Annotated in this window: 15 protein-coding genes; 14 read left to right on the plus strand and 1 reads right to left on the minus strand. The window is 40.7% G+C overall.

Annotated features, from left to right (window positions below; translation table 11 throughout):
- Window positions 1-9: 9 nt before the first annotated feature.
- Window positions 10-1,413, minus strand: a complete 1,404-nt coding sequence (locus H6G32_RS03010) for a response regulator (protein WP_190454571.1) — start codon at window positions 1,411-1,413, stop codon at window positions 10-12.
- A 616-nt stretch (window positions 1,414-2,029) separates the two neighbouring features.
- Here H6G32_RS03010 and H6G32_RS03015 point away from each other — a divergent pair.
- From H6G32_RS03015 to hepC, 14 genes are all read left to right on the plus strand, one after another.
- A complete protein-coding gene (locus H6G32_RS03015) occupies window positions 2,030-2,704 on the plus strand; it encodes a vWA domain-containing protein (RefSeq protein ID WP_190454575.1) in 675 nt (224 codons plus the stop codon).
- Between the two features lie 50 nt (window positions 2,705-2,754).
- Window positions 2,755-3,534, plus strand: a complete 780-nt coding sequence (locus H6G32_RS03020) for a PP2C family serine/threonine-protein phosphatase (RefSeq protein ID WP_190454578.1) — start codon at window positions 2,755-2,757, stop codon at window positions 3,532-3,534.
- A gap of 60 nt (window positions 3,535-3,594) precedes the next feature.
- Window positions 3,595-5,793, plus strand: coding sequence for a tetratricopeptide repeat protein (locus tag H6G32_RS03025; RefSeq protein WP_190454581.1), 2,199 nt, complete (start codon window positions 3,595-3,597; stop codon window positions 5,791-5,793).
- Window positions 5,794-6,130: 337 nt separating this feature from the next.
- Window positions 6,131-6,904, plus strand: a complete 774-nt coding sequence (gene rfbF, locus H6G32_RS03030; protein WP_190454584.1) for a glucose-1-phosphate cytidylyltransferase — start codon at window positions 6,131-6,133, stop codon at window positions 6,902-6,904.
- Between the two features lie 60 nt (window positions 6,905-6,964).
- A complete protein-coding gene (gene lhgO / locus H6G32_RS03035; RefSeq protein WP_190454587.1) occupies window positions 6,965-8,179 on the plus strand; it encodes an L-2-hydroxyglutarate oxidase in 1,215 nt (404 codons plus the stop codon).
- Window positions 8,180-8,544: 365 nt separating this feature from the next.
- On the plus strand, window positions 8,545-9,573 hold the full coding sequence (locus H6G32_RS03040) for an NAD-dependent epimerase/dehydratase family protein (RefSeq protein WP_190454590.1): 1,029 nt from the start codon (window positions 8,545-8,547) through the stop codon (window positions 9,571-9,573).
- A gap of 128 nt (window positions 9,574-9,701) precedes the next feature.
- The gene (locus H6G32_RS03045) at window positions 9,702-10,655 is read left to right on the plus strand and encodes a glycosyltransferase family 2 protein (RefSeq protein WP_190454593.1); all 954 of its coding nucleotides are present in this window, start codon (window positions 9,702-9,704) and stop codon (window positions 10,653-10,655) included.
- 80 nt (window positions 10,656-10,735) lie between these two features.
- Complete coding sequence (locus H6G32_RS03050; protein WP_190454594.1) at window positions 10,736-11,743, plus strand: glycosyltransferase family 2 protein; 1,008 nt, start codon at window positions 10,736-10,738, stop codon at window positions 11,741-11,743.
- 27 nt (window positions 11,744-11,770) lie between these two features.
- Entirely contained in the window at window positions 11,771-12,601 is an 831-nt protein-coding gene (locus H6G32_RS03055; RefSeq protein ID WP_190454597.1) for a phytanoyl-CoA dioxygenase, read from the plus strand.
- Between the two features lie 43 nt (window positions 12,602-12,644).
- Window positions 12,645-13,190, plus strand: a complete 546-nt coding sequence (gene rfbC / locus H6G32_RS03060) for a dTDP-4-dehydrorhamnose 3,5-epimerase (protein ID WP_190454599.1) — start codon at window positions 12,645-12,647, stop codon at window positions 13,188-13,190.
- A 2-nt stretch (window positions 13,191-13,192) separates the two neighbouring features.
- Window positions 13,193-14,506, plus strand: a complete 1,314-nt coding sequence (locus H6G32_RS03065; protein WP_190454601.1) for an NAD(P)H-dependent oxidoreductase — start codon at window positions 13,193-13,195, stop codon at window positions 14,504-14,506.
- A gap of 562 nt (window positions 14,507-15,068) precedes the next feature.
- Window positions 15,069-16,178 (plus strand): glycosyltransferase, encoded by a 1,110-nt coding sequence (locus H6G32_RS03070; RefSeq protein WP_190454604.1) that lies wholly within the window; start codon window positions 15,069-15,071, stop codon window positions 16,176-16,178.
- A gap of 11 nt (window positions 16,179-16,189) precedes the next feature.
- Complete coding sequence (locus H6G32_RS03075; RefSeq protein ID WP_190454608.1) at window positions 16,190-18,418, plus strand: GumC family protein; 2,229 nt, start codon at window positions 16,190-16,192, stop codon at window positions 18,416-18,418.
- 1,016 nt (window positions 18,419-19,434) lie between these two features.
- Window positions 19,435-20,181: a heterocyst development glycosyltransferase HepC gene (gene hepC, locus H6G32_RS03080; RefSeq protein ID WP_190454611.1), complete on the plus strand. Its 747-nt coding sequence runs from the start codon at window positions 19,435-19,437 to the stop codon at window positions 20,179-20,181.
- Window positions 20,182-20,319 lie beyond the last annotated feature (138 nt).

Raw genomic sequence — 20,319 nt, forward strand, 5'->3', positions numbered from 1 at the left:
TTCAATTAATCAAGCCAAATGGTTGAAAACCATTTTCAGTAATTCAGCGCGAGTAAACGGTTTAGTTAGATACCCAGAGGCTCCGACAAATCTCGCTTTAACTTTGTCGATAATTCCCTTATTTCCTGTAACAAAAATGATGGGTGTTGCCTTGAACATTGAATTATTGCGGATAATCCGACACAACTCATAACCATCAATTCCTGCCATATTTAGATCCAGTAAAATCAAGTCTGGCTTGTGCCTAATAATTGACATGACCGCTTTTAGAGGCTCATTGATGGTAACCACAGAAAATTTTTCATCTTCTAATAAACGGCTAATTTCTTTGAGAATTGTCGGACTATCATCTACAGAAACGATTTTATAAGTCTTTTTGGCAGTAACAGTAGCAGTAGTTACTTTTTGAGCAGCAGTTTCTATGTTGTTTGGTATTTTAAATTGCTGTAGGTTTTCTCTTGGTAAAGCAGAATTTTCTGGCGATCGCTGTGGAAGAGCTACATCTTCTTCAAAAATACCAGGGTGTTCATTCTTCGTATTGGTATTTGGCAATACCCCTAGATCAACTAATTGCCCGTTCAAGAATTCTGTGATATATTTAGGGAGTTCGGAAAACCCTTCAAAGGTCTTAGGTAATTTATCAAAGGGAGGGTCTGGTTCATGCAATATAATCGAACCCTTAACGATATGAGGATATAAAGTTCGAGCCAGTAGCACTTCATCCTGATTCATAATCACAGCCAGATGACGTAGGCTAAAACCCTTCATCCAGTTGGTTAGATTTTGCTGTATTTCTGGTAAATTTTTGTGATGAAATTTGCTGGCAATCAAAAGATATGGACGCTGATAAGGAGAAGATATTTGCGGAGAAAAAGACTGCCAAATCTGTAATCGCCCTTGGCAGTAACCCATAATTTTTTCACCATCCAGCCTGCAAATTCTGGGCATTTTATCCGGTAGTTCTGTTAATTCATAAGTACCTTCTTTTATTAGCAGAAATGATTCAATTACTTCTTTCCCCAATTCTTGAATTAGTACGGCTGCTTGTGTAGATCCCAGATGTTTTTGCATCACAAGCCAGTAAATAGCTTGATACTCAGGAGGCTGGTTGGAAACATTGCTGTGTTTTTCAGTTAGCTGAGTTTGCCAGTCAGGTTCAAACATCAGACGTAATTGCACGCGAATTTCACTAGTAATTAGGGGAATTTGCTGACTAAGACGACGTAAATGGCGTTCTAGCCGATCAAAGGGTTCTACTGAATGGGTTGCATAGGTAATTTTGCCCTGCTCTAAATATATAGACCAGGAAACTGTGTGGCTCAATACTTGTAAGCACGCGCTGTCAGAAGAATTGATTAACTGTCTTAACAAACTCTGGGGAGATAGTTGAGTAAATGTGCCAGAATTAATCATATTTGAAAGTTTTCCGGGATTTGAAACCGAATCCATGTAAATTTGAAATAACGGCAATAATGGCAATGAGGTATTTTATTATTTTTAACATTTTTCCATGAACAAGGTGTTGGCATACAAATATGTATATATTACAAGCTATGACAAATTCTACATAGCTGTTATGTTACATTTTTGTTGCATTAATCAAGCCTGATATTTTCCTGACCAATTTGATTGATAGTTTTTTTAGTTACACAGTATGCTTTTGAGTCTGATGAGGTTAATTATGTCTAATTAGTTTTAATATTAGAGTCCAATTTTTCTACATGATATCTTTAAAAATTTATCTGAGCAAATGTATATATTTATTATATATCTGGATTTGCTCAATATACATTTTGGTATATCCACTACAAGCGGTAATAGCCACCCCTGATAAATTGTCTTTTACTCAGCTATGCAGTGATCAAGATTTACTTAAATATGTAGAAATTTTGGTGGGAATGAATTGTTTAATAAAAATTAAACTATCTACCATCAAAGATAATAATTTTTATCGGGTCAGCATCGAAAACTATATACTTTAGAGAAAACAGGAATTTTAGCTTTGGACTATAACATAACACAAAAAGTTATGCTTGATACATTAAAACTTGATGAAATCGTAGAGTTTGCTGAAAATCCAGAACCACGCTGTCCTTGCGTGCTATTACTAGATACATCTGGATCAATGCAAGGAGATCGGATCGAGGCGTTAAATCAAGGTTTGCTGAGTTTGAAGGATGAATTAGTCAAAAATTCCTTGGCAGCCAGACGGGTAGAGGTGGCAATCATTACTTTTGATAGTAATGTCAATGTAGCCCAAGACTTTGTGACTGCCGATCAATTCAATCCACCCATTTTGACAGCCCAGGGACTGACGACAATGGGCGCGGGAATTCATAAAGCACTAGACATAATTCAAGAGCGCAAATCTCAGTATCGTGCTAATGGAGTTGCTTATTATCGTCCTTGGGTATTTATGATTACTGATGGTGAGCCCCAAGGCGAGCTAGATCAGGTGGTGGAGCAAGCAGCAGAGCGCCTGCAAGGCGATGAAGCGAATAAGCGTGTTGCTTTTTTTACCGTTGGTGTGGAAAATGCAAATATGACCCGCTTAAATCAAATAACTGTACGTACTCCCCTCAAACTCAAAGGACTAAACTTCATCGAGATGTTTGTCTGGTTGTCAGCGAGTATGTCAGCTGTTTCCCATTCACAGGTAGACGAACAAGTGGCACTACCGCCGATTGGTTGGGGGTCTGTTTAGACTAAATTACAGCTTGATGCTCACCCATTTCTAGCTGTTGAAAAAAATCTATGAACACATCAAAACAGATTCCACAATGGCGGATAGTAGCCGCATCTGTATGTGGCACAAGCCACGTAAAAAACAAGCAGCTGTGTCAGGATGCTCACCACTGGCAGATATTGCCTAATAATGTGTTGGTAGTGGCGGCAGCCGATGGTGCAGGTTCGGCCAGTCAGGGCAAAGTCGGAGCGATGGTTGCTGTGGAAACAGCAATAGAACACATCTCCATGGAAACAGTCACCCAAGACACCTTGGCTGATGATGCTCAGATGCGTGAACTTTTGACTAAGGCCCTGGTAGCTGCCAAAAAAGCCGTGGAAGATGAGGCGGCTAGTAGTAACAATCAGCTTCATGATTTGGCAACCACTTTAATTATTATGGTTGCCACGCCAAAAGTTGTAGCTGTAGCACAAATAGGCGATGGTTTGGCGGTGGCCAAGGATAGCATCGGCGACCTATTCGCACTCACTATGCCTGACAATGGCGAATATATCAACGAAACCACGTTTTTGACTTCACCTGGTGCTTTGGAGACAGCGCAGATGAGATTGTGGCGTGAAGACATAGTCAATGTTGGTGTCCTCACAGATGGACTACAAATGCTGGCTTTGAATATGGTTGTTGGCGAACCTCATAAACCATTCTTTTTTCCTCTGTTCGAGTTCGTAGCAAATGCTGAGGATAAGACATTGGCAAAAGAGCAGTTGGTGAGGTTTTTAAACTCTGAGCGGATTACACAACGCACTGATGATGATTTGACCCTCGTAATAGCTGCATTTAGCAACTAGTTGAGCAATATCTGTGCTGTCTTTAGATTTTAAATAACCTCCGTTAACCATAATTCTCCCATGCAGGTACTACGTTGTCTTCCCCAACCAGAAATTCTCAATCTCACTGTCAGTTTGGGACGTGGCGGTGAAGCTTGTGTCTATGCAGTGCCCTCAGATAACAATTTGGTGGCAAAGATTTATCACAAGCCCACTGTTACCCATGCCGAAAAACTCCAGGCGATGCTTGCCAATCCGCCAGAAAACCCTACGGCTAGTGTGGGGCATATCTCTATCGCTTGGCCACAGGAACTGTTGCAGGGGTTAGATGGCAGTGGCAGCATTATCGGCTTTTTAATGCCGCGCATTCAGGGGATGCGGCCGATCATCGACTTTTATAACCCCAGAACTCGCCGGGAACACTGTCCTTTATTCAATTATCAGTATTTGCTACGTACTGCCCGCAATTTGGCGGCGGCAATTGCTGCTTTGCACGCTAGCCAATATTATATTGGCGATGTGAATGAGTCGAATATCCTTGTCAGTGATACAGCACTGGTGACTTTGGTCGATACGGACTCTTTCCAAGTGCGTGATCCAGAGAAAAATATAGTTTACCGTTGCTCTGTGGGTAAGCCGGAGTTTACTCCTCCAGAGTTACAGAATAAAATTTTTGCTCAGTACGATCGCGAAAATTCCCATGATTTATTTGGGTTGGCTGTGCTGATCTTTCAATTGTTAATGGAAGGCACACACCCATTTTCTGGCATTTTTCAAGGTGTTGTGGAGCCACCCCCCTACGAAGCCCGGATTGTTGCTGGTCATTTCACTTACTCTCACAAGCGGCAAGTACCGTACTTGCCTACCCCCATTGCTCCTCCTTGGGAAATTCTCCATCCCAGGTTAAAGGAGTTGTTTGTGCGTTGTTTTGAGGATGGCCACAACAACCCGCAAATGCGCCCCAGTGCCCAAACCTGGCTGTCAGCAGTAGCGGAAGCTGAAGATAGTCTTGTTACCTGTAGGGTAAATCCTCAACATCACTACAACAACCACTTGCAAAAATGTCCGTGGTGTGAACGGGCTTTGCAATTAGGCGGACGTGATCCTTTTCCATCACACAGGGCGATCGCATTAGGAGAACATCTCCAACCACGTGCCCGTAGCGTCTCCCAGAGAAAACAAGCCAAAAATCGCTGTCCTCAGATTCCACGTCTAACATACCCAGTTATCCCAAAGTTCCCAATTCATCATTGGCCCCTAGGATTCGTCCAAACTTTTTCTACACATAAACCTCTCAAAACAGCAAATTTTTACCCGATGATTGTGGGTATTTTGGGGTTTGGTTTATTGGGATATTTGGATTTAATGATTAAATTTACTCGCCCCTTTGTTTCCCAAAATCCTTACACTCAACAAAGGTTGATGTCTTCTGAGGAAAGTAGTAATAATCAAAATCTCACTTTTGCAGAGTACTATCAGCGGGGTGATGCGGCCTACAAAGAGCGAGACTATGGGCAAGCAATTAAAGATTTTAGCCATGCGATCGCAGAAGACCCTACACAAACTAAAGCTATTGTCAATCGTGGCAATGCCCGCTATAACCTGAAAGACTATGAAGGCGCATTGGTAGACTATAACCACGCTCTGCAAATCAATCCTCACGAGGTGAAAGCTTTTGTGAATCGGGGCAATGCCTACTATATGCTTGCCGATTATAGTAGTGATCCTGATCGAGAGTACAAAAAAGCGATCGCTGATTTTAATAATGCCCTAAGTCTTGATAATCAAGAAGCTGAAGCTTATATCAGACGGGGAATAGTCCGCTCTCAAGTCGCCAAATATCGCACCGACTCTCAACAAGAATACAAACAAGCGATCGCCGATTTTACCCAGGCAATTAAACTGAATTCATCAAAAGCAGAAGCTTACTTTCAGCGAGGTATAATCCGTTATCAAATTGCCCAATATAGCAGCAATTATGCCCAAGAATACAAACAAGCGATCGCTGATTTTAACCAAGCATTAAATATCAATCCCCGACTGGCAAAAGCTTATCTTAAACGAGGGATGGTTCACTATGAACTTGCCCAATACGGCGAAAGTGGATCTACCCAAAGCCAGATGCAAGCAATTGAAGACTTACAGACAGCCGCCAAAATCTCTCTTGAGCAAGAGGATATGGATAATTATCAACAAGCACTCAGCAATATCTGCGTCATCGTAGAAAATAAATGTGACAGTTTATTCCAAAGCTCAAGAATATTGGAACAAAGTAATTAAAGACAAGTAAATAAGTAAATATTATAACTAGCGACTTTGTGCTTTTGATTAGACAAAATCAGCCCTTTGGGGGTAGCATAAACTCACGCTAGTTATTTTATTTTGTTTAGATTTTATACATTTTTATGCTAAAATATGTAACTTATAGATATTCATAAAGCTTTCACATATAAATTATTTTAATTTACCTTTTCTTTATAATTTGAGACAAAATTATAGTTAAATTGTCTTTAGAGAAAGATAGATAAAAATTCAATTCTTCTCGAATTTAAGTGCATCCTCTTCATCCCGATAAAGCGAATTAATAATCTAAGAAGCAAATCTCCGAGGTAATTGCATGAAAGCGGTGATTTTGGCTGGAGGGCTTGGTACACGCCTCAGTGAAGAAACCAGTATCAGACCCAAGCCGATGGTTGAGATTGGTGGTAAGCCAATTCTCTGGCACATAATGAAGATTTACTCCGCCCACGGCATTAATGACTTCATCATCTGTTGCGGTTACAAAGGCTACATTATTAAGGAGTATTTTGCCAACTACTTCTTACACATGTCAGATGTAACTTTTGATATGCGATTTAACCAAATGAATGTACATTCTGGTTATGCTGAACCTTGGCGAGTCACCTTAGTGAATACAGGTGATAGCACAATGACAGGTGGACGATTAAAGCATATCAGTGAGCATATTGGTAATGAAACTTTTTGCTTTACCTATGGTGATGGTGTTACCGATATAAATATTACAGAGTTAATCAAGTTTCATCAACAACAAAAGACCTTAGCAACACTCAGCGCTGTTCAACCAGCAGGACGTTTTGGGGCAATTTCTCTAGGACAAGAACAAACTAAAATCACCAATTTTCGCGAGAAACCCGAAGGTGATGGCGCTTGGATTAATGGCGGTTATTTTGTTCTCGAACCTGAAGTAATCAACTTTATTGCTGATGCATCCACTGTATGGGAAAAAGAACCATTAGAAAAGCTAGCTGATATGGAACAGCTATCGGCTTTCAAACATCATGGTTTTTGGCAACCGATGGATACTTTACGAGATAAAAACTACCTGGAGGATCTCTGGCAGAGTGGCAAGGCTCCTTGGAAGGCATGGTAGGCTTGAGATATTATCTCCAAAACTCACTGGGTTACTTTAATTTCTGGGGCAATAATATCAATGTATGATTTTGCGATTATTGGTGGGGGAATAGTTGGACTTTCTACAGGAATGGCTTTAGGCAAAAACTATCCCCATGCCCGCATCTTAGTATTAGAAAAAGAAAGTCAATGGGCATTTCATCAAACCGGCAATAATAGCGGCGTAATCCATTCGGGAATTTACTACAAACCAGGCAGTTTTAAAGCTAAATTTTGCCGTGAAGGTAGCCGCTCAATGGTAGAATTTTGCCAAGAACATGAAATTGAGCATGAAGTTTGTGGTAAAGTAATTGTTGCCACTGAAGAAACTGAGCTACCACGCTTAGAAAGTCTCTACAAACGAGGCTTAGATAATGGGATAAAAGTTGAGAGAATCAGCCCAGAAGCAGTTAAAGAAATTGAACCCCATGTTAGATGTGTAGGGGGAATTCGGGTATTTTCTACAGGCATTGTTAATTACAAGCAAGTTTGTTGGAAATACGCTGAGTTAATTCAAAAGCAGGGGGGAGAACTGCGTCTAAATACAAAAGTACACAAAATCTCCCCAAGTGGTGAAAATCAGGTACTGGAAACAAACAACGGCAGTTTTGAAACCCGTTTCGTGATCAATTGTGCTGGACTGCATAGCGATCGCATCGCTAAACTAGCACAATTAACACCCCAAGCCAAAATTGTCCCCTTCCGGGGTGAATACTACGAACTGATTCCCGAAAAACGCCATCTCGTCAAAACCCTCATTTACCCAGTTCCTAATCCAGACTTTCCCTTCCTGGGTGTCCACTTTACCAGGATGATTGATTCCAGCGTCCATGCAGGGCCAAACGCAGTTCTCAGCCTCAAACGAGAAGGTTACAAAAAAACCGACTTTGACATAGGAGACTTTGCTGAAGTCATCACCTATCCTGGTTTTTGGAAACTAGCAGCAAAACACGCTGATGAAGGCATTCAGGAAATCATTCGTTCCTTCAGTAAAGCAGCCTTTGTCAGAAGTTTACAAAAACTCATTCCCGAAGTCCAAGCAGCCGATTTAGTTCCCACCCATGCAGGAGTCCGCGCTCAAGCATTGATGAATAATGGTTCCCTTGTAGACGACTTTTTAATCGTTCAAGGACAAAACTCCATCCATGTTTGCAATGCTCCCTCCCCTGCGGCAACTTCCTCTGTAGAAATTGGCAAAGCCATTGTAGCTCAAATTCCCCAACAGGCACACTTGTTAACAGCAATTAACGCCTAATGTTTCACAATCAAACTATCTTGAGCAATTTTTGTCTCCCATTAGTAACTGAGAGCAAGTTTTTCTAGAGAGCAAGATAGCAATTAGAACTTACGCATTGACAAACAATGGTGAATATGTTCATCGATTTTATTCATTGAAACTCCTATAAATTGTGCGTTAGGGAACGCACACTACGTGTAGGATGCGTCCCCTGACGCATCGAAAAAGCTTGAAAAGAGGGTAAAGAGAGTACAGTGCGTAAGTCCTAGCAATATCATAATCAGGGTTTAGCATTCATTACTTTTCTCAGCCATTCTTGGTTATTCATCAGCAATAACCATATTTGTCATGGGCCTGTAAAAAAAGCATAAAGTTAAAAAGTCATGAAAATTCTTGTCACCGGTACAGAAGGCTATCTTGGTTCCCTATTACCCCCCCTATTAATCGAACGGGGTCACGAAGTTATCGGACTAGATACCGGATTTTATAAAGTTGGTTGGCTGTACAACGGTACTGAGGTGACACCTAAAACCCTCAACAAAGATATCCGAAATATTGCTCCTGAAGATTTGCAAGGTGTAGAAGCAGTAGTCCACATGGCGGAACTCTCCAACGACCCCACCGGACACCTAGCACCCCACATCACCTATGAAATCAATCATCAAGGTTCAGTTCGCTTGGCTAACCTAGCTAAAGCAATGGGTGTACGTCGCTTCGTCTATATGTCTTCGTGCAGCGTTTACGGCGTTGCTAGCGTTGGTGACGTTACAGAAGAATCACCGATTAATCCCCAAACAGCCTACGCAGAATGTAAAACCCTAGTAGAACGAGATGTCACACCACTAGCTGATGACGACTTCTCACCTACTTTTATGCGGAATGCTACCGCTTTTGGCGCTTCCCCCAGAATGCGGTTTGATATTGTGTTAAATAACTTAGCCGGGTTGGCTTGGACTACCAAAGAAATCAAAATGACCAGTGATGGTACACCTTGGCGTCCATTAGTCCATGCATTAGATATTTGCAAAGCAATTGTCTGCGCCTTAGAAGCACCACGAGACATTGTACATAACCAAATCTTCAATGTCGGAGACACAGCCAATAACTATCGAGTCAAAGACATTGCTCAAATTATTGCTGATACTTTCCCAGGTTGTCAATTGTCCTTTGGTGATAACGGTGCAGACAACCGCAGCTATCGGGTATGTTTCGAGAAAATCAACACAATCTTACCCGGATTTAAGTGTGATTGGAATGCTCAAAATGGTGCTCAACAGCTATTTAATTTGTTTAGTCAAATTGACATGACCGAAGATACTTTCTTGTTTAGAGGATTTACCCGCTTAAAGCAGCTAGAGTATCTAATTCGTACCGAGCAAATTGATAAAGACTTCTTTTGGAATAAAAAGTAAATCCGCTATTTAATTAGCAGCAAGTTCACCCAATCTGCCGAAGCAAGGAAATATATTTTCTTGCTTCGCAAACATCTCATGTACCAAGCTGATTTACTAATTAAAAGCCTAATTATTTAGGATACACTATGAATAAATTGCTTACTATCGCTATTCCTACCTACAATCGTGCTGCATTATTAGATAAACAACTTACTTGGTTAGCAAAAGCCATCAAAGGTTTTGAATCTGAGTGTGAAATTATTATTTCTGATAATTGTTCAACAGATAATACCCAGGAAATAATTCAAAAATGGCAATCTAATTTTAGCAATGTTGTATATAAAGCGAATAGAAACATTGAAAATATAGGTTTAATGAAGAATATTGCTTTTTGTCTGCAAGCCGCTACCAGTAAATATGTCTGGACAGTTGGTGATGATGACCCAATTCAGGAAAGAACTCTCGCTTATTTATTAACCCTCATCCAGAAGAATCCAAGTTTAGGATTAATTTTTTTAAATTGCTATGGACGAGATAAAATTACAGATAAAATCATCGTAGAGCGCTGGTTTAATAGCGATAGCGATGCTCCAATTATTGAGGGAAAAACTGTATTTCAACGTTATTTACAGGAAAGCTTCGGTGGCGTGTTGTTCATGACAGCAACAGTTTATAAAACAGAACTAGTACAATGTGCTTTACAACAGTGGTCAACTTCTTATAAAAACTTGGCATCTCAAGCATATTGGACTGGATTTTGTGCCGTAAATGGTAGTGTCGTCGTAACTCAAGATACTTATTTGGAATGCACAATGCATGCCAGTTCTTTAGAACAAGATCCAAAATGGTCATTAATGATGCGATATATTCATATACCAGAGGTTTATCTCAAATTATTAAATATAGGATATTCTCATAGTTTTTGTCAGCAGATGATTTCACAGAATTTCATTAGAATAAGTGACTGGAAAATCTTGCTAGGTGCTTTCAGAAGATGGCCTGTCTTAGCAATAAGCATTCTCGTTTTGTACTTAAATATGGTAGGTAAATCTGTTTATCAATCAATCTTTAATAATCAGAGTTTAAACACCAGTTCATAGCATAAAATGTTAACTTTGTTTCAAGTTACTTACATAGCTGATTTTTGGCAATAATTCTCTCTAGCGAACTACTAATTAGTATGAATAAATTACTGACTATTGCTATCCCGACTTACAATCGTGCCGAGTTACTTGATAAACAATTAGCATGGCTAGCTCAGGCTATCAAAGGTTTTGAATCTGACTGTGAAATTTTAGTTTCTGATAATTGTTCAACAGACAATACTCAGGAGGTTATTAAAAAGTGGCAAAAAAATCTCAGCTATATCACATTTAAATCAAATAAACATTCTGAAAACTTAGGTGTAATGAAAAATATTATTCACTGCCTAAGTACTCCTACAACCAAATACGTTTGGACAATTGGTGATGATGATCCAATTCAGGAAAGAGCCGTTGCTTATGTCATTAATAAACTTAAAAAGCATGATAAATTATCATTATTGTTTCTCAATTTCTCCGGTAGACACAAAATAACTGGGGAAGCAGTCCACCCACCTACAATTATTGGCAACCGCTGGTTTGATGCTGATACTGAAGATGGTTCTGGTGATGGTAAGGCAATATTTGAACATTGTTTTTCCAAAAGTGTTGGTGCAGTTATTTTTCTGACTGCTACAGTATACCGTGCTGACTTAATTAAACGCGCTCTACAAATTTGGCCCGATGCTGCGAGTAATTGGATATCCTTAGCATATTTAGCTGGGTATTGTGCTGCCAATGGCAGTGTAATTGTCACTAAAGATACTTATTTGGAATGTATTGTTGGTGTGAGTTATTGGCAGAAAGAGCCACAGTCAGCACTATTAATGCAATATAAACACATTCCAGAAGTAATTTTGAAACTGGAACAAAATGGATACTCTAAGCAATTTTGCCGCCGGATGATGTTAAATAACTTCCGAGAAGTTAACTTGAAAGTTTTCTTAGGTGCTTTGAGAAGATGGCCTGTATCTGCCATGAAAATAGTAGTTCCCTTTTTGGCTTTAGTTAGTATTTCTGCTTTTGAAGTAATACCTATGAAAGAATTTAAACTTGCAGAAGCAAATGAAGTACCTACTCAAGAACTCAGAAAATATGACCCATAAATTGCTAATTAATAGGGGAATTTTCTCATGCTAAACAGGGTTAAAGAAAAAATCTCAGTTTTAGAATCTGAGTTGAAGTATAGAGTAGAACTTTCGCAACATCAGAAAAATTTACCCCTGCTGGGAAAAGGCGATCGCCTAATTTCTGAATCTCTAAAACGGGATGGTGCTTACATCACTTCTTTAGCAGATTTGGGGTTAGCATCAACCACACAACTTTTGCAAGCTGCTAATAGTTTATTACCCACCATGGCAACTCCGCGAGATAGCCATGCAGGTTACAAGTTGCCACAAATTTATACAGTCACAGATTTACCAGAATTTTTTGCCTGGGGAATTGAAGCACGACTACAAAATATCATTGAAAATTATATAGGACTGCCTATAGCTTTTCATGGTGTACATTTGCGGAAAGACTTCCCAAATGATCAGCAATTGCAAACACTGCTTTGGCATAAAGATGCCGAAGATCGGCGGATGATTAAAGTCATTATCTACTTGCATGATGTGACAGACAAACACGGCCCTTTTGAATATGTGCCAAGGCGTTACAACTTGTTAGCAAAATTGAGTGATTATCGAATTGACTACGAGCTTTTACAGTCAAATTATTTAGGTATCAATGATGAAAAATTAAACAAAATCATCCCCAAATCAGCTTGGAAATCTTGTCCAGGAAAAGCTGGAACCGTGATTTTTGTAGATCCGAGAAATATTTTACATCACGGTACTGTGAGAATACAAGAGCGGTCAACACTATTTTTCACATACACAGCTAACCTACCGAAGCGACCAGAACTTTGCACCCAATATAATGATGATACCTTTGCTAAACCAAGTAGACAATTAACCGCTTAGAGCATAATTCATTGAGTAATAATCCAAGGATACTAATTTAATCATGATATTTACCCAAACCAAACTTCCCGGCGCTTTTATTATTGACTTAGAAGAAAAACCTGACTCTCGCGGCTTCTTTGCTCGTACCTTTTGCGCTCATGAATTTGAGTCCCATGGTTTAAAATCAACCGTGGCTCAATGCAACCTTTCTTTTAATCATAAAAAAGGTACATTACGGGGAATGCACTATCAAACTCTCCCAGCAGCAGAAACCAAATTAATTCGCTGTACTCAAGGAGCTATCTATGACGTAATTGTTGATATGCGTCCTGATTCCCCAACTTACCTGTCGCATATTGGTGTGGAACTGACTGCCGAAAACCACCGCGCTCTATATGTACCAGAAATGTTTGCTCACGGTTATCAAGCATTGATAGATGGTGCAGAAGTTATGTATCAAGTCGGTGAATTTTACACCCCTGGATATGAACGTGGTTTACGTTATGATGATCCACTTTTAGATATTTCTTGGCCTCTAATCGCCACAGAAATGTCAGAGAAAGATATGAATTGGCCTTTATTAGAATCTATCTTGATAGGAGTTTAGTAATGATTATTTTAGATCAAGCTCTCAAAGCTAGAGCCGCAACAGGTAATCCCATCAAAGTAGCCATGATTGGCGCTGGTTTTATGGGTAGAGGCATTGCTAATCAAATTATCAATTCCGTTCCCGGAATGGAATTAGTAGCTATCTCCAATCGTCATATTGATACAGCAAAACGAGCTTATTTAGAAGCAGGAATTGAGAATTTCAAGATTGTTTCAACTGTAGCCGACTTAGAAGATGCGATCGCACTAGGACAATATGCGGTCACAGAAGATGCCATGTTACTGTGTCAAGCTGATGGCATAGATGCAATCATCGAAGTCACAGGAACAATCGAGTATGCGGCTCATTTGGTGCTGAGTGCGATCGCACATCACAAACACATCATCTTAATGAATGCCGAACTCGACGGCACCATTGGCCCCATCCTCAAAGTCTATGCAGACCGTGCTGGCGTCGTTCTCAGCGCTTGCGATGGCGACCAACCAGGGGTAGAAATGAACCTTTACCGCTTTGTCAAAAGCATTGGTTTAACACCACTGTTGTGCGGCAATATTAAAGGACTGCAAGACCCCTACCGCAATCCCACCACCCAAGAAGGTTTTGCCAAACGCTGGGGGCAAAATCCCACCATGGTGACAAGCTTTGCCGATGGCAGCAAAATTTCTTTTGAGCAAGCGATCGTCGCCAATGGCACAGGTATGAAGGTAGCCAAGCGCGGAATGTTGGGATACGAATACACCGGTCATGTCGATGAAATGACCAAAATGTATGATGTCGAACAACTCCAACAACTCGGTGGCATCGTCGATTATGTCGTTGGTACCAAACCAGGCCCAGGAGTATTTGTCTTTGCCACCCACGACGACCCCAAACAACGCCATTATCTCAACCTCTATAAACTAGGTGAAGGCCCCCTTTATAGCTTCTACACCCCCTATCACCTTTGCCACTTTGAAGTTCCCCTATCAGTAGCACGTGCCGTCCTATTTCAGGATGCTGTTCTCTCTCCCCTAGGAGGGCCAATTGTCGATGTAGTCACCATTGCCAAAATCAACTTAAAAGCAGGCGAAACCCTTGACGGCATTGGTCGTTACATGACCTATGGACAATGTGAAAACTCAGAAATTGTTCACCAAGAAAACTTACTGCCAATGGGTATCGCTGAAGGATGCCGCTTAAAGCGAGACATTCCCCAAGATCAAGCCCTCACCTACGATGACGTAGAATTACCTGAAGGCCGACTCTGTGACCAACTGCGAGCTGAACAAACAGCTTATTTTGCTCCCTCAAAAACCTTGGCACTTGTCAAGTAATATTTAGTTTTCCGAGCGCTTGAGGTTGTAGTGAATAGCCTCAAGCGCATTCATCTTTTTGTTCAAAATGAGCTAATATCTCTGAGTTAACCTGATATTCTATTTACACCTCTAGCTTCTCACCTTTATTTTGTGACGCTAAATAATTTAGTTTGAGACGCGCATTCATCTACTAACCCTAATCTAGAAAAAATAATCTTTACATATTTTTGATCGGGGTAATTTTGCTTCAAAATATAACTAAACAACATACATCAGATACTCACAATCTACATTAGTTGTAGAGCAATCTGGAAGATTTAGAAGCACTAGAAAAACTGTTGCTAACAATTAAACCCGGTGTAATCTTTCTTTTATCTGGTAACTTCACTGGCAATGCTAGCTGGAATCTAACCCACAGCAAACCGGATATAAAATTATTCCCTCTGTAATCCTCTACGTATTTCAAAATCAGCCTCCCAAACTAACCAGCCGCAAACAGGAAGTTGACTAGATTTATGTCGATTTTGCAGGCTAATCAGCTAAGAACCTAATCAAAAAAGCAAAGTATAGGGGAACATTCATGAAAATTGCTCTCGTCCATGATTACTTAACCCAACGGGGTGGCGCAGAGCGCGTGTTTGAATTGCTTTGTAAACGCTACCCAGAAGCCGACATTTTTACCTCTTTATACGATCCACAAAAAACTATAGACCTGGGTGAGCGGATCATTAACACAACCTTTTTGCAGAAAATTCCGGGAGCAGCAAAGCACTTTAGGTTGATAGCTCCCCTATATTTTCCAGCCTTTCGATCCTTGAATTTGCAAGACTACGATCTAATTATCAGCAGTAGCACCAGCTTCGCAAAAGCAGTGCAAAAACGTCCAGATGCACACCATATTTGTTTTTGTCATAATGTTACCCGCTTCTTGTGGGATACAGAAACATATTTACGCGAATACGGCGACTATCGCTATTTCGCGCCTTTAATTGAGCAAGTTTTTCAACTAATGAGAAATGTAGACCTGAAATACGCTCAGGAACCTGACTTTTATATAGCTAATTCGAGCATTGTTGCCCGCCGCATTCAAAATATTTACGGCAAACAAGCGATAGTAATAAACTATCCAATTGATACCAGTAACTTTGTCTTTTCTGATACAAAAGACGACTACTATCTCGCCTCAGCTAGAATGATCAGTTACAAGCGTCTTGATATAATAGTCGAAGCTTTTAATTGGCTAGGATGCCGATTACTAATATCAGGTGACGGGCCCGAAAAAGAAAGGTTAAAATCCAAGGCATTACCCAACATCGAATTCTTGGGACACGTCAGTGATGGCACACGCAAAGACTTATTTTCTAAAGCAAAGTCTATTATTGTTGCTGCCTTAGAAGACTATGGATTAGTGCCAGTAGAAGCCAACGCTAGCGGAACACCAGTCATTGCCTATGGAGCAGGTGGGGTATTAGATACTCAAATACCTGGTAAAACAGGAGTCTTTTTTAAAAGACAAACCCCCGAATCTTTACAAGCTGCATTACTAGAGTCCAGGGAAATTACTTGGAATTACGAAAATATCCGTAATCATGCTGTAACGAATTTTTCAGAGCTAGCTTTTTTTAGTAAGGTCGAGAAAATTATCTATCAAGTGTGTGGCGTACCTCAATCATTTGATTTCTTAGTTTAAGGATAATAAACGTGATTCAAAATAGTCTAAATCCCCATATAACTCCGGTTCCAGAAACAGAACCAGGTTATGGGCAACTGTTTGCAGTGCTTATCCGCAGATTTCCTTGGTTTTTACTAGTATTTATTAGTTCTACCGCTATCGCAGGTATAGTAACTTTTAAAACTCATCCTACCTACAAAAGCTCCATGCAGCTGCTAGTAGAGCCTAACTATCAAGGTAAAAAAGTAGGAGCTGGAGTAGAAAGCCAGTTTACCGACTCTAATGTTGAGATAGACACTGCAACCCAGCAAAACTTAATGCAGAGTTCTGGACTTATTCAAAAAGCAGTTGATAAACTTCACCCTGAATATCCAGATATAACTGTCAGTGAAGTTAAAACCTCTTTAGTCTTAAATCAATTAAGAACTAAAGAAGATAACGTGGCCACAAAAATCTTTCAAGTTCAATATACCGATACAGATCCAGAGAAGACACAAAAAGTTCTCGCTGCTATCCGCCAAGTCTATGTGGAATATAACAAACAACAGCAAGATTCGCGGTTACAGAAAGGTCTGCAAATTATCAGAGAACAGTTGAGAAAGGCCAGTGACGAAGTAAATGCATCTGAAGCAAACCTCCAACGGTTTCGCAAAAACCAGAATTTAATTGATCCTGAGTCACAGGCCAAAGCTATCGAGATAACCTTAAACACTATTGAACAAGAGCGACAAACAGCTCGTTCTCAATATGAAGAAGCTTTAGCGCGCCAAAAATCTTTGGAAGAACAACTTAACCGATCTCCGCAAAACGCCCTGGTTTCTTCCCGCCTCAGTCAGTCTACTCGCTATCAAGGGTTACTCAACGAAATTCAGAAAACAGAACTGGCTCTAGGCCAGGAACGCTTGCGCTTCACCGATGATACTCCGAGTGTGCAAAAACTGATAGAACAACTCCAGAGCCAGAAAATACTATTGCAAAAAGAGGTAGGAAGAACCTTAGGCGCACAGTCTGCCGGTGCATTCACTTTCGGAGAAACTCTCCTCGAACAAGGACAACTCGGTCAAATTGACCTCAACCTCGCCGGTGAGCTAGTAGAAACCCAGACTAATATAGTTGCTTTAAGCGCTCGCGATCAAACTTTGGCACAGAAAGAGAACGACCTACGTCTGCAACTCAAACGCTTCCCCTCTCTGTTGGCTTATTACAATCGCATACTACCGCAGTTACAATTTAGCCGTGAAAGATTAGAGCAATTGTTAAGAGCGGAGCAGCAATTGCGCCAGGAACTTTCCAAGGGTGGGTTTAATTGGGAAGTGGTGGAAGAACCCCAAAAAGGCGTGCAGTTGGGGCCAAACCTCCAGCAGAATCTCTTGTTGGGTGCAGTGGTGGGGTTAATGTTAGGAGGCATTGCGGCGTTTATTCGGGAAGCATCTGATGATTCGGTTCATACCACTGCTGAGTTAGAGAAGCAGGTGGCTCTGCCGTTGTTGGGAACAACTCCCAAATTGCCGCCAGCCAACAAGAGAGAATCAGTGATCAAATTGCCTTTCGGTAAGCCAGAAATCCTTGCCCCTTGGACAATTCAGGTACTGCAATCCCCACCACGTTGGGAATCGCTGGATCTAATTTATAAAAATATTGAACTTTTAAATCCCGTATCTGACTTGAAATCTTTGATGGTCACTTCGGCTTTGCCAGATGACGGTAAGTCAGCTTTGGCACTGGGTTTGGCCATGAGTGCCGCCCGGTTACACAAAAGAGTACTGCTGATTGATGCCAACTTACGGGTTCCCAGTCTGCATACACAGCTCAATCTTCCTAATGAACAGGGTCTATCAACACTACTAGCAAGTGATGTCACCCTACCCCATCAGATTGGTGTTCCATATTCAGGCTCATCTTACATCGATATTTTGACCGCCGGGCCAACCCCTGGTGACCCAGCTAATTTATTGAGTTCCCCTCGAATGATGCAATTGATGGCAGCATTTGAGGATAACTATGATTTGGTACTCATAGATGCCCCACCTGTTCTCGGCTTAGTCGATGCCATGCTTACGGCCTCATCTTGTCGGAGTGTCGTCATGGTGGCCAGCATTGGGAGAGTGACAAGAACCCAGCTTACCCAAGCTACAGCTATGTTGAGTAAGTTAAATCTCATTGGGGTTGTAGCAAATGGAGTATCAAACTCTAGCAGTGCTTACGTACCCTATCCCAAGCAACAACTATTAGCGCTACAACAAGCTGTGGAAAAATAGCTAGATTCTTCTAACTATTCACCACGGTCTACTCATAAGTGACGGCAGAGCGGCTTTCATCCTATTTGATTTGTGAAAATCGCCAGGCTCAGATCCCCGACTTCTTAGAGATGTTGGGGGTCTTTTTCTATGGCTAACGCCACGCTGCCCTATCACTAATAATTTAGGGTCGCTATGGACTGGGATTAACTGTTAATTGTCAACTATCAACAGTTGAATTTTTAAACATATATTCTGATATTTCAGTAATACTTATTACCGATCATGCCTCTTTAAAACCCATAATTAAATTAATTAATTGGCTGACATTAAAGGACATAAAATACATCTAATCCCCCAGTCATACTAGAGTTTATCTAAGGAACATTTAAAGTCTATCTCCTTGCAGCAAAAGGCTTTAGAGAGATGTTTAAGATTTAATTTGGTTGAATCACTCCCAAAAGTTACGAATTTTACTTAATTGGATTATTTGTAATCATTGAGCTTTTTTATTGCCAACATATTTCTTCTATTTTCATCAGTTTAAATTGGCTGAATTCATCATATCTTAATATTTTATTGACAAAAGCAAGGTCTGTTTAAAGAGTAAATAAAGAATTTGTCTAAACAATAGATATTTCTACAGAGTCTTATATTCTAGAGATTGAGAGCTACATCCCAAAAAGTTAGAAGGTAAGAGTGGACAGGTTTTTCCCAAGGGGTGATGGAATGAATTGCCTTTGCACCTCCCTAGCAACCCAATCTTTAGGGAGAAGGCCAAGTGTCCTAACTAGCTCCCCAGTTATTTTAGTTGCTGCCTGCTTACTTAGTATTGTTGTTTTCTGTAGATATTGCACTTGCAGAATTTCGCAAGATGTGGGCTTGTCTGGAAAGCAAGTTATACAAGACAAAATAGTATATTTTCGCAGCCAGTTATCTCCAGTGTTTTAAAGCAACAACACTCAGATCGGAATCTTTGGCATTCCTAGCCTGGGATATGAGGTCAGCAATCTACTACTGTATAAATTGAAAGAAATATGACAACGTCAATAATTCCCAGTTCACAGAGTAATTATACTGTGCCCCAGCACTACCAAGATTATCCCTCCCCATACTGCACACTTCAATGGAGACGGGGTCAGTTGTTGGTCAAGCAGCCAAGACTTGTAAAACAGCCATATCTGCCTTTACTGGATAGAAAGGAATCGTTAGTAGAGTGCTTAAAACATTCCCCTGCCAATTTGGTGAGTATAGATCCAACGCTGGGTGAGGCTTTACTACGGTTTTGGGCAGATGCCTGTGAGCAAGCTAATAAGCCAATATTCCTCAGCATACCCTCTGGCAATAAACGAACGAAACAAGGTAGCCGAATTTTGAGGTGGTTTCAGCGGCCAATTGACTGGATTACTGCCTTGGTTTTGCTGCTAATACTGAGTCCAGTGATGCTGGTATTGGTTTTGCTGATGTGCATTTACTCACCAGGGTTGCTTTTTTCCCGTGAGTGGTCTGTTGGAGAGCGGGGTAAACTCTTTCGAGCGATCAAGTTTCAGACAACTGTCAAGGAAAACATCACACCTCTAGGGCACTGGCTATGTAAGTCTGGTTTAGACAATCTGCCTCAATTATGGAATGTGCTACGGGGTGAGATGAGTTTGATTAGCCCTCGTTGTTGGACTTTAGAAGATGCTGTACGGCTAAGTTCAGAAAGGCAACAAAAACTCAATCAGCTACCAGGAATTACGGCTTCATGGGACGTAGAAGAACAGTCTAAATGTTGCATTTAGGTAGCAAAGCATTGTGATTTTGGCTGAATTATTCGGTTCGTCTAGGACATTAATTACCCTAGCTACTGGTCAAGTCATATCTGAAAAACCTTTTGATGACAGCCACACAGCTATACTATAGCCAGTAGTTACTCCCCA

The organism is Cylindrospermum sp. FACHB-282, assembly GCF_014697195.1.
Classification (GTDB): Bacteria; Cyanobacteriota; Cyanobacteriia; order Cyanobacteriales; family Nostocaceae; genus Cylindrospermum.

Coding starts and splice junctions, on each gene's coding strand:
- rfbF (WP_190454584.1), top strand. CDS start 6,131: ATGAAAGCGGTGATTTTGGCTGGAGGGCTTGGTACACGCCTCAGTGAA.
- lhgO (WP_190454587.1), top strand. CDS start 6,965: ATGTATGATTTTGCGATTATTGGTGGGGGAATAGTTGGACTTTCTACA.
- H6G32_RS03050 (WP_190454594.1), top strand. CDS start 10,736: ATGAATAAATTACTGACTATTGCTATCCCGACTTACAATCGTGCCGAG.
- H6G32_RS03040 (WP_190454590.1), top strand. CDS start 8,545: ATGAAAATTCTTGTCACCGGTACAGAAGGCTATCTTGGTTCCCTATTA.
- rfbC (WP_190454599.1), top strand. CDS start 12,645: ATGATATTTACCCAAACCAAACTTCCCGGCGCTTTTATTATTGACTTA.
- H6G32_RS03070 (WP_190454604.1), top strand. CDS start 15,069: ATGAAAATTGCTCTCGTCCATGATTACTTAACCCAACGGGGTGGCGCA.
- H6G32_RS03015 (WP_190454575.1), top strand. CDS start 2,030: ATGCTTGATACATTAAAACTTGATGAAATCGTAGAGTTTGCTGAAAAT.
- H6G32_RS03010 (WP_190454571.1), bottom strand. CDS start 1,413: ATGATTAATTCTGGCACATTTACTCAACTATCTCCCCAGAGTTTGTTA.
- H6G32_RS03025 (WP_190454581.1), top strand. CDS start 3,595: ATGCAGGTACTACGTTGTCTTCCCCAACCAGAAATTCTCAATCTCACT.
- H6G32_RS03065 (WP_190454601.1), top strand. CDS start 13,193: ATGATTATTTTAGATCAAGCTCTCAAAGCTAGAGCCGCAACAGGTAAT.
- H6G32_RS03055 (WP_190454597.1), top strand. CDS start 11,771: ATGCTAAACAGGGTTAAAGAAAAAATCTCAGTTTTAGAATCTGAGTTG.
- H6G32_RS03045 (WP_190454593.1), top strand. CDS start 9,702: ATGAATAAATTGCTTACTATCGCTATTCCTACCTACAATCGTGCTGCA.
- hepC (WP_190454611.1), top strand. CDS start 19,435: ATGACAACGTCAATAATTCCCAGTTCACAGAGTAATTATACTGTGCCC.
- H6G32_RS03020 (WP_190454578.1), top strand. CDS start 2,755: ATGAACACATCAAAACAGATTCCACAATGGCGGATAGTAGCCGCATCT.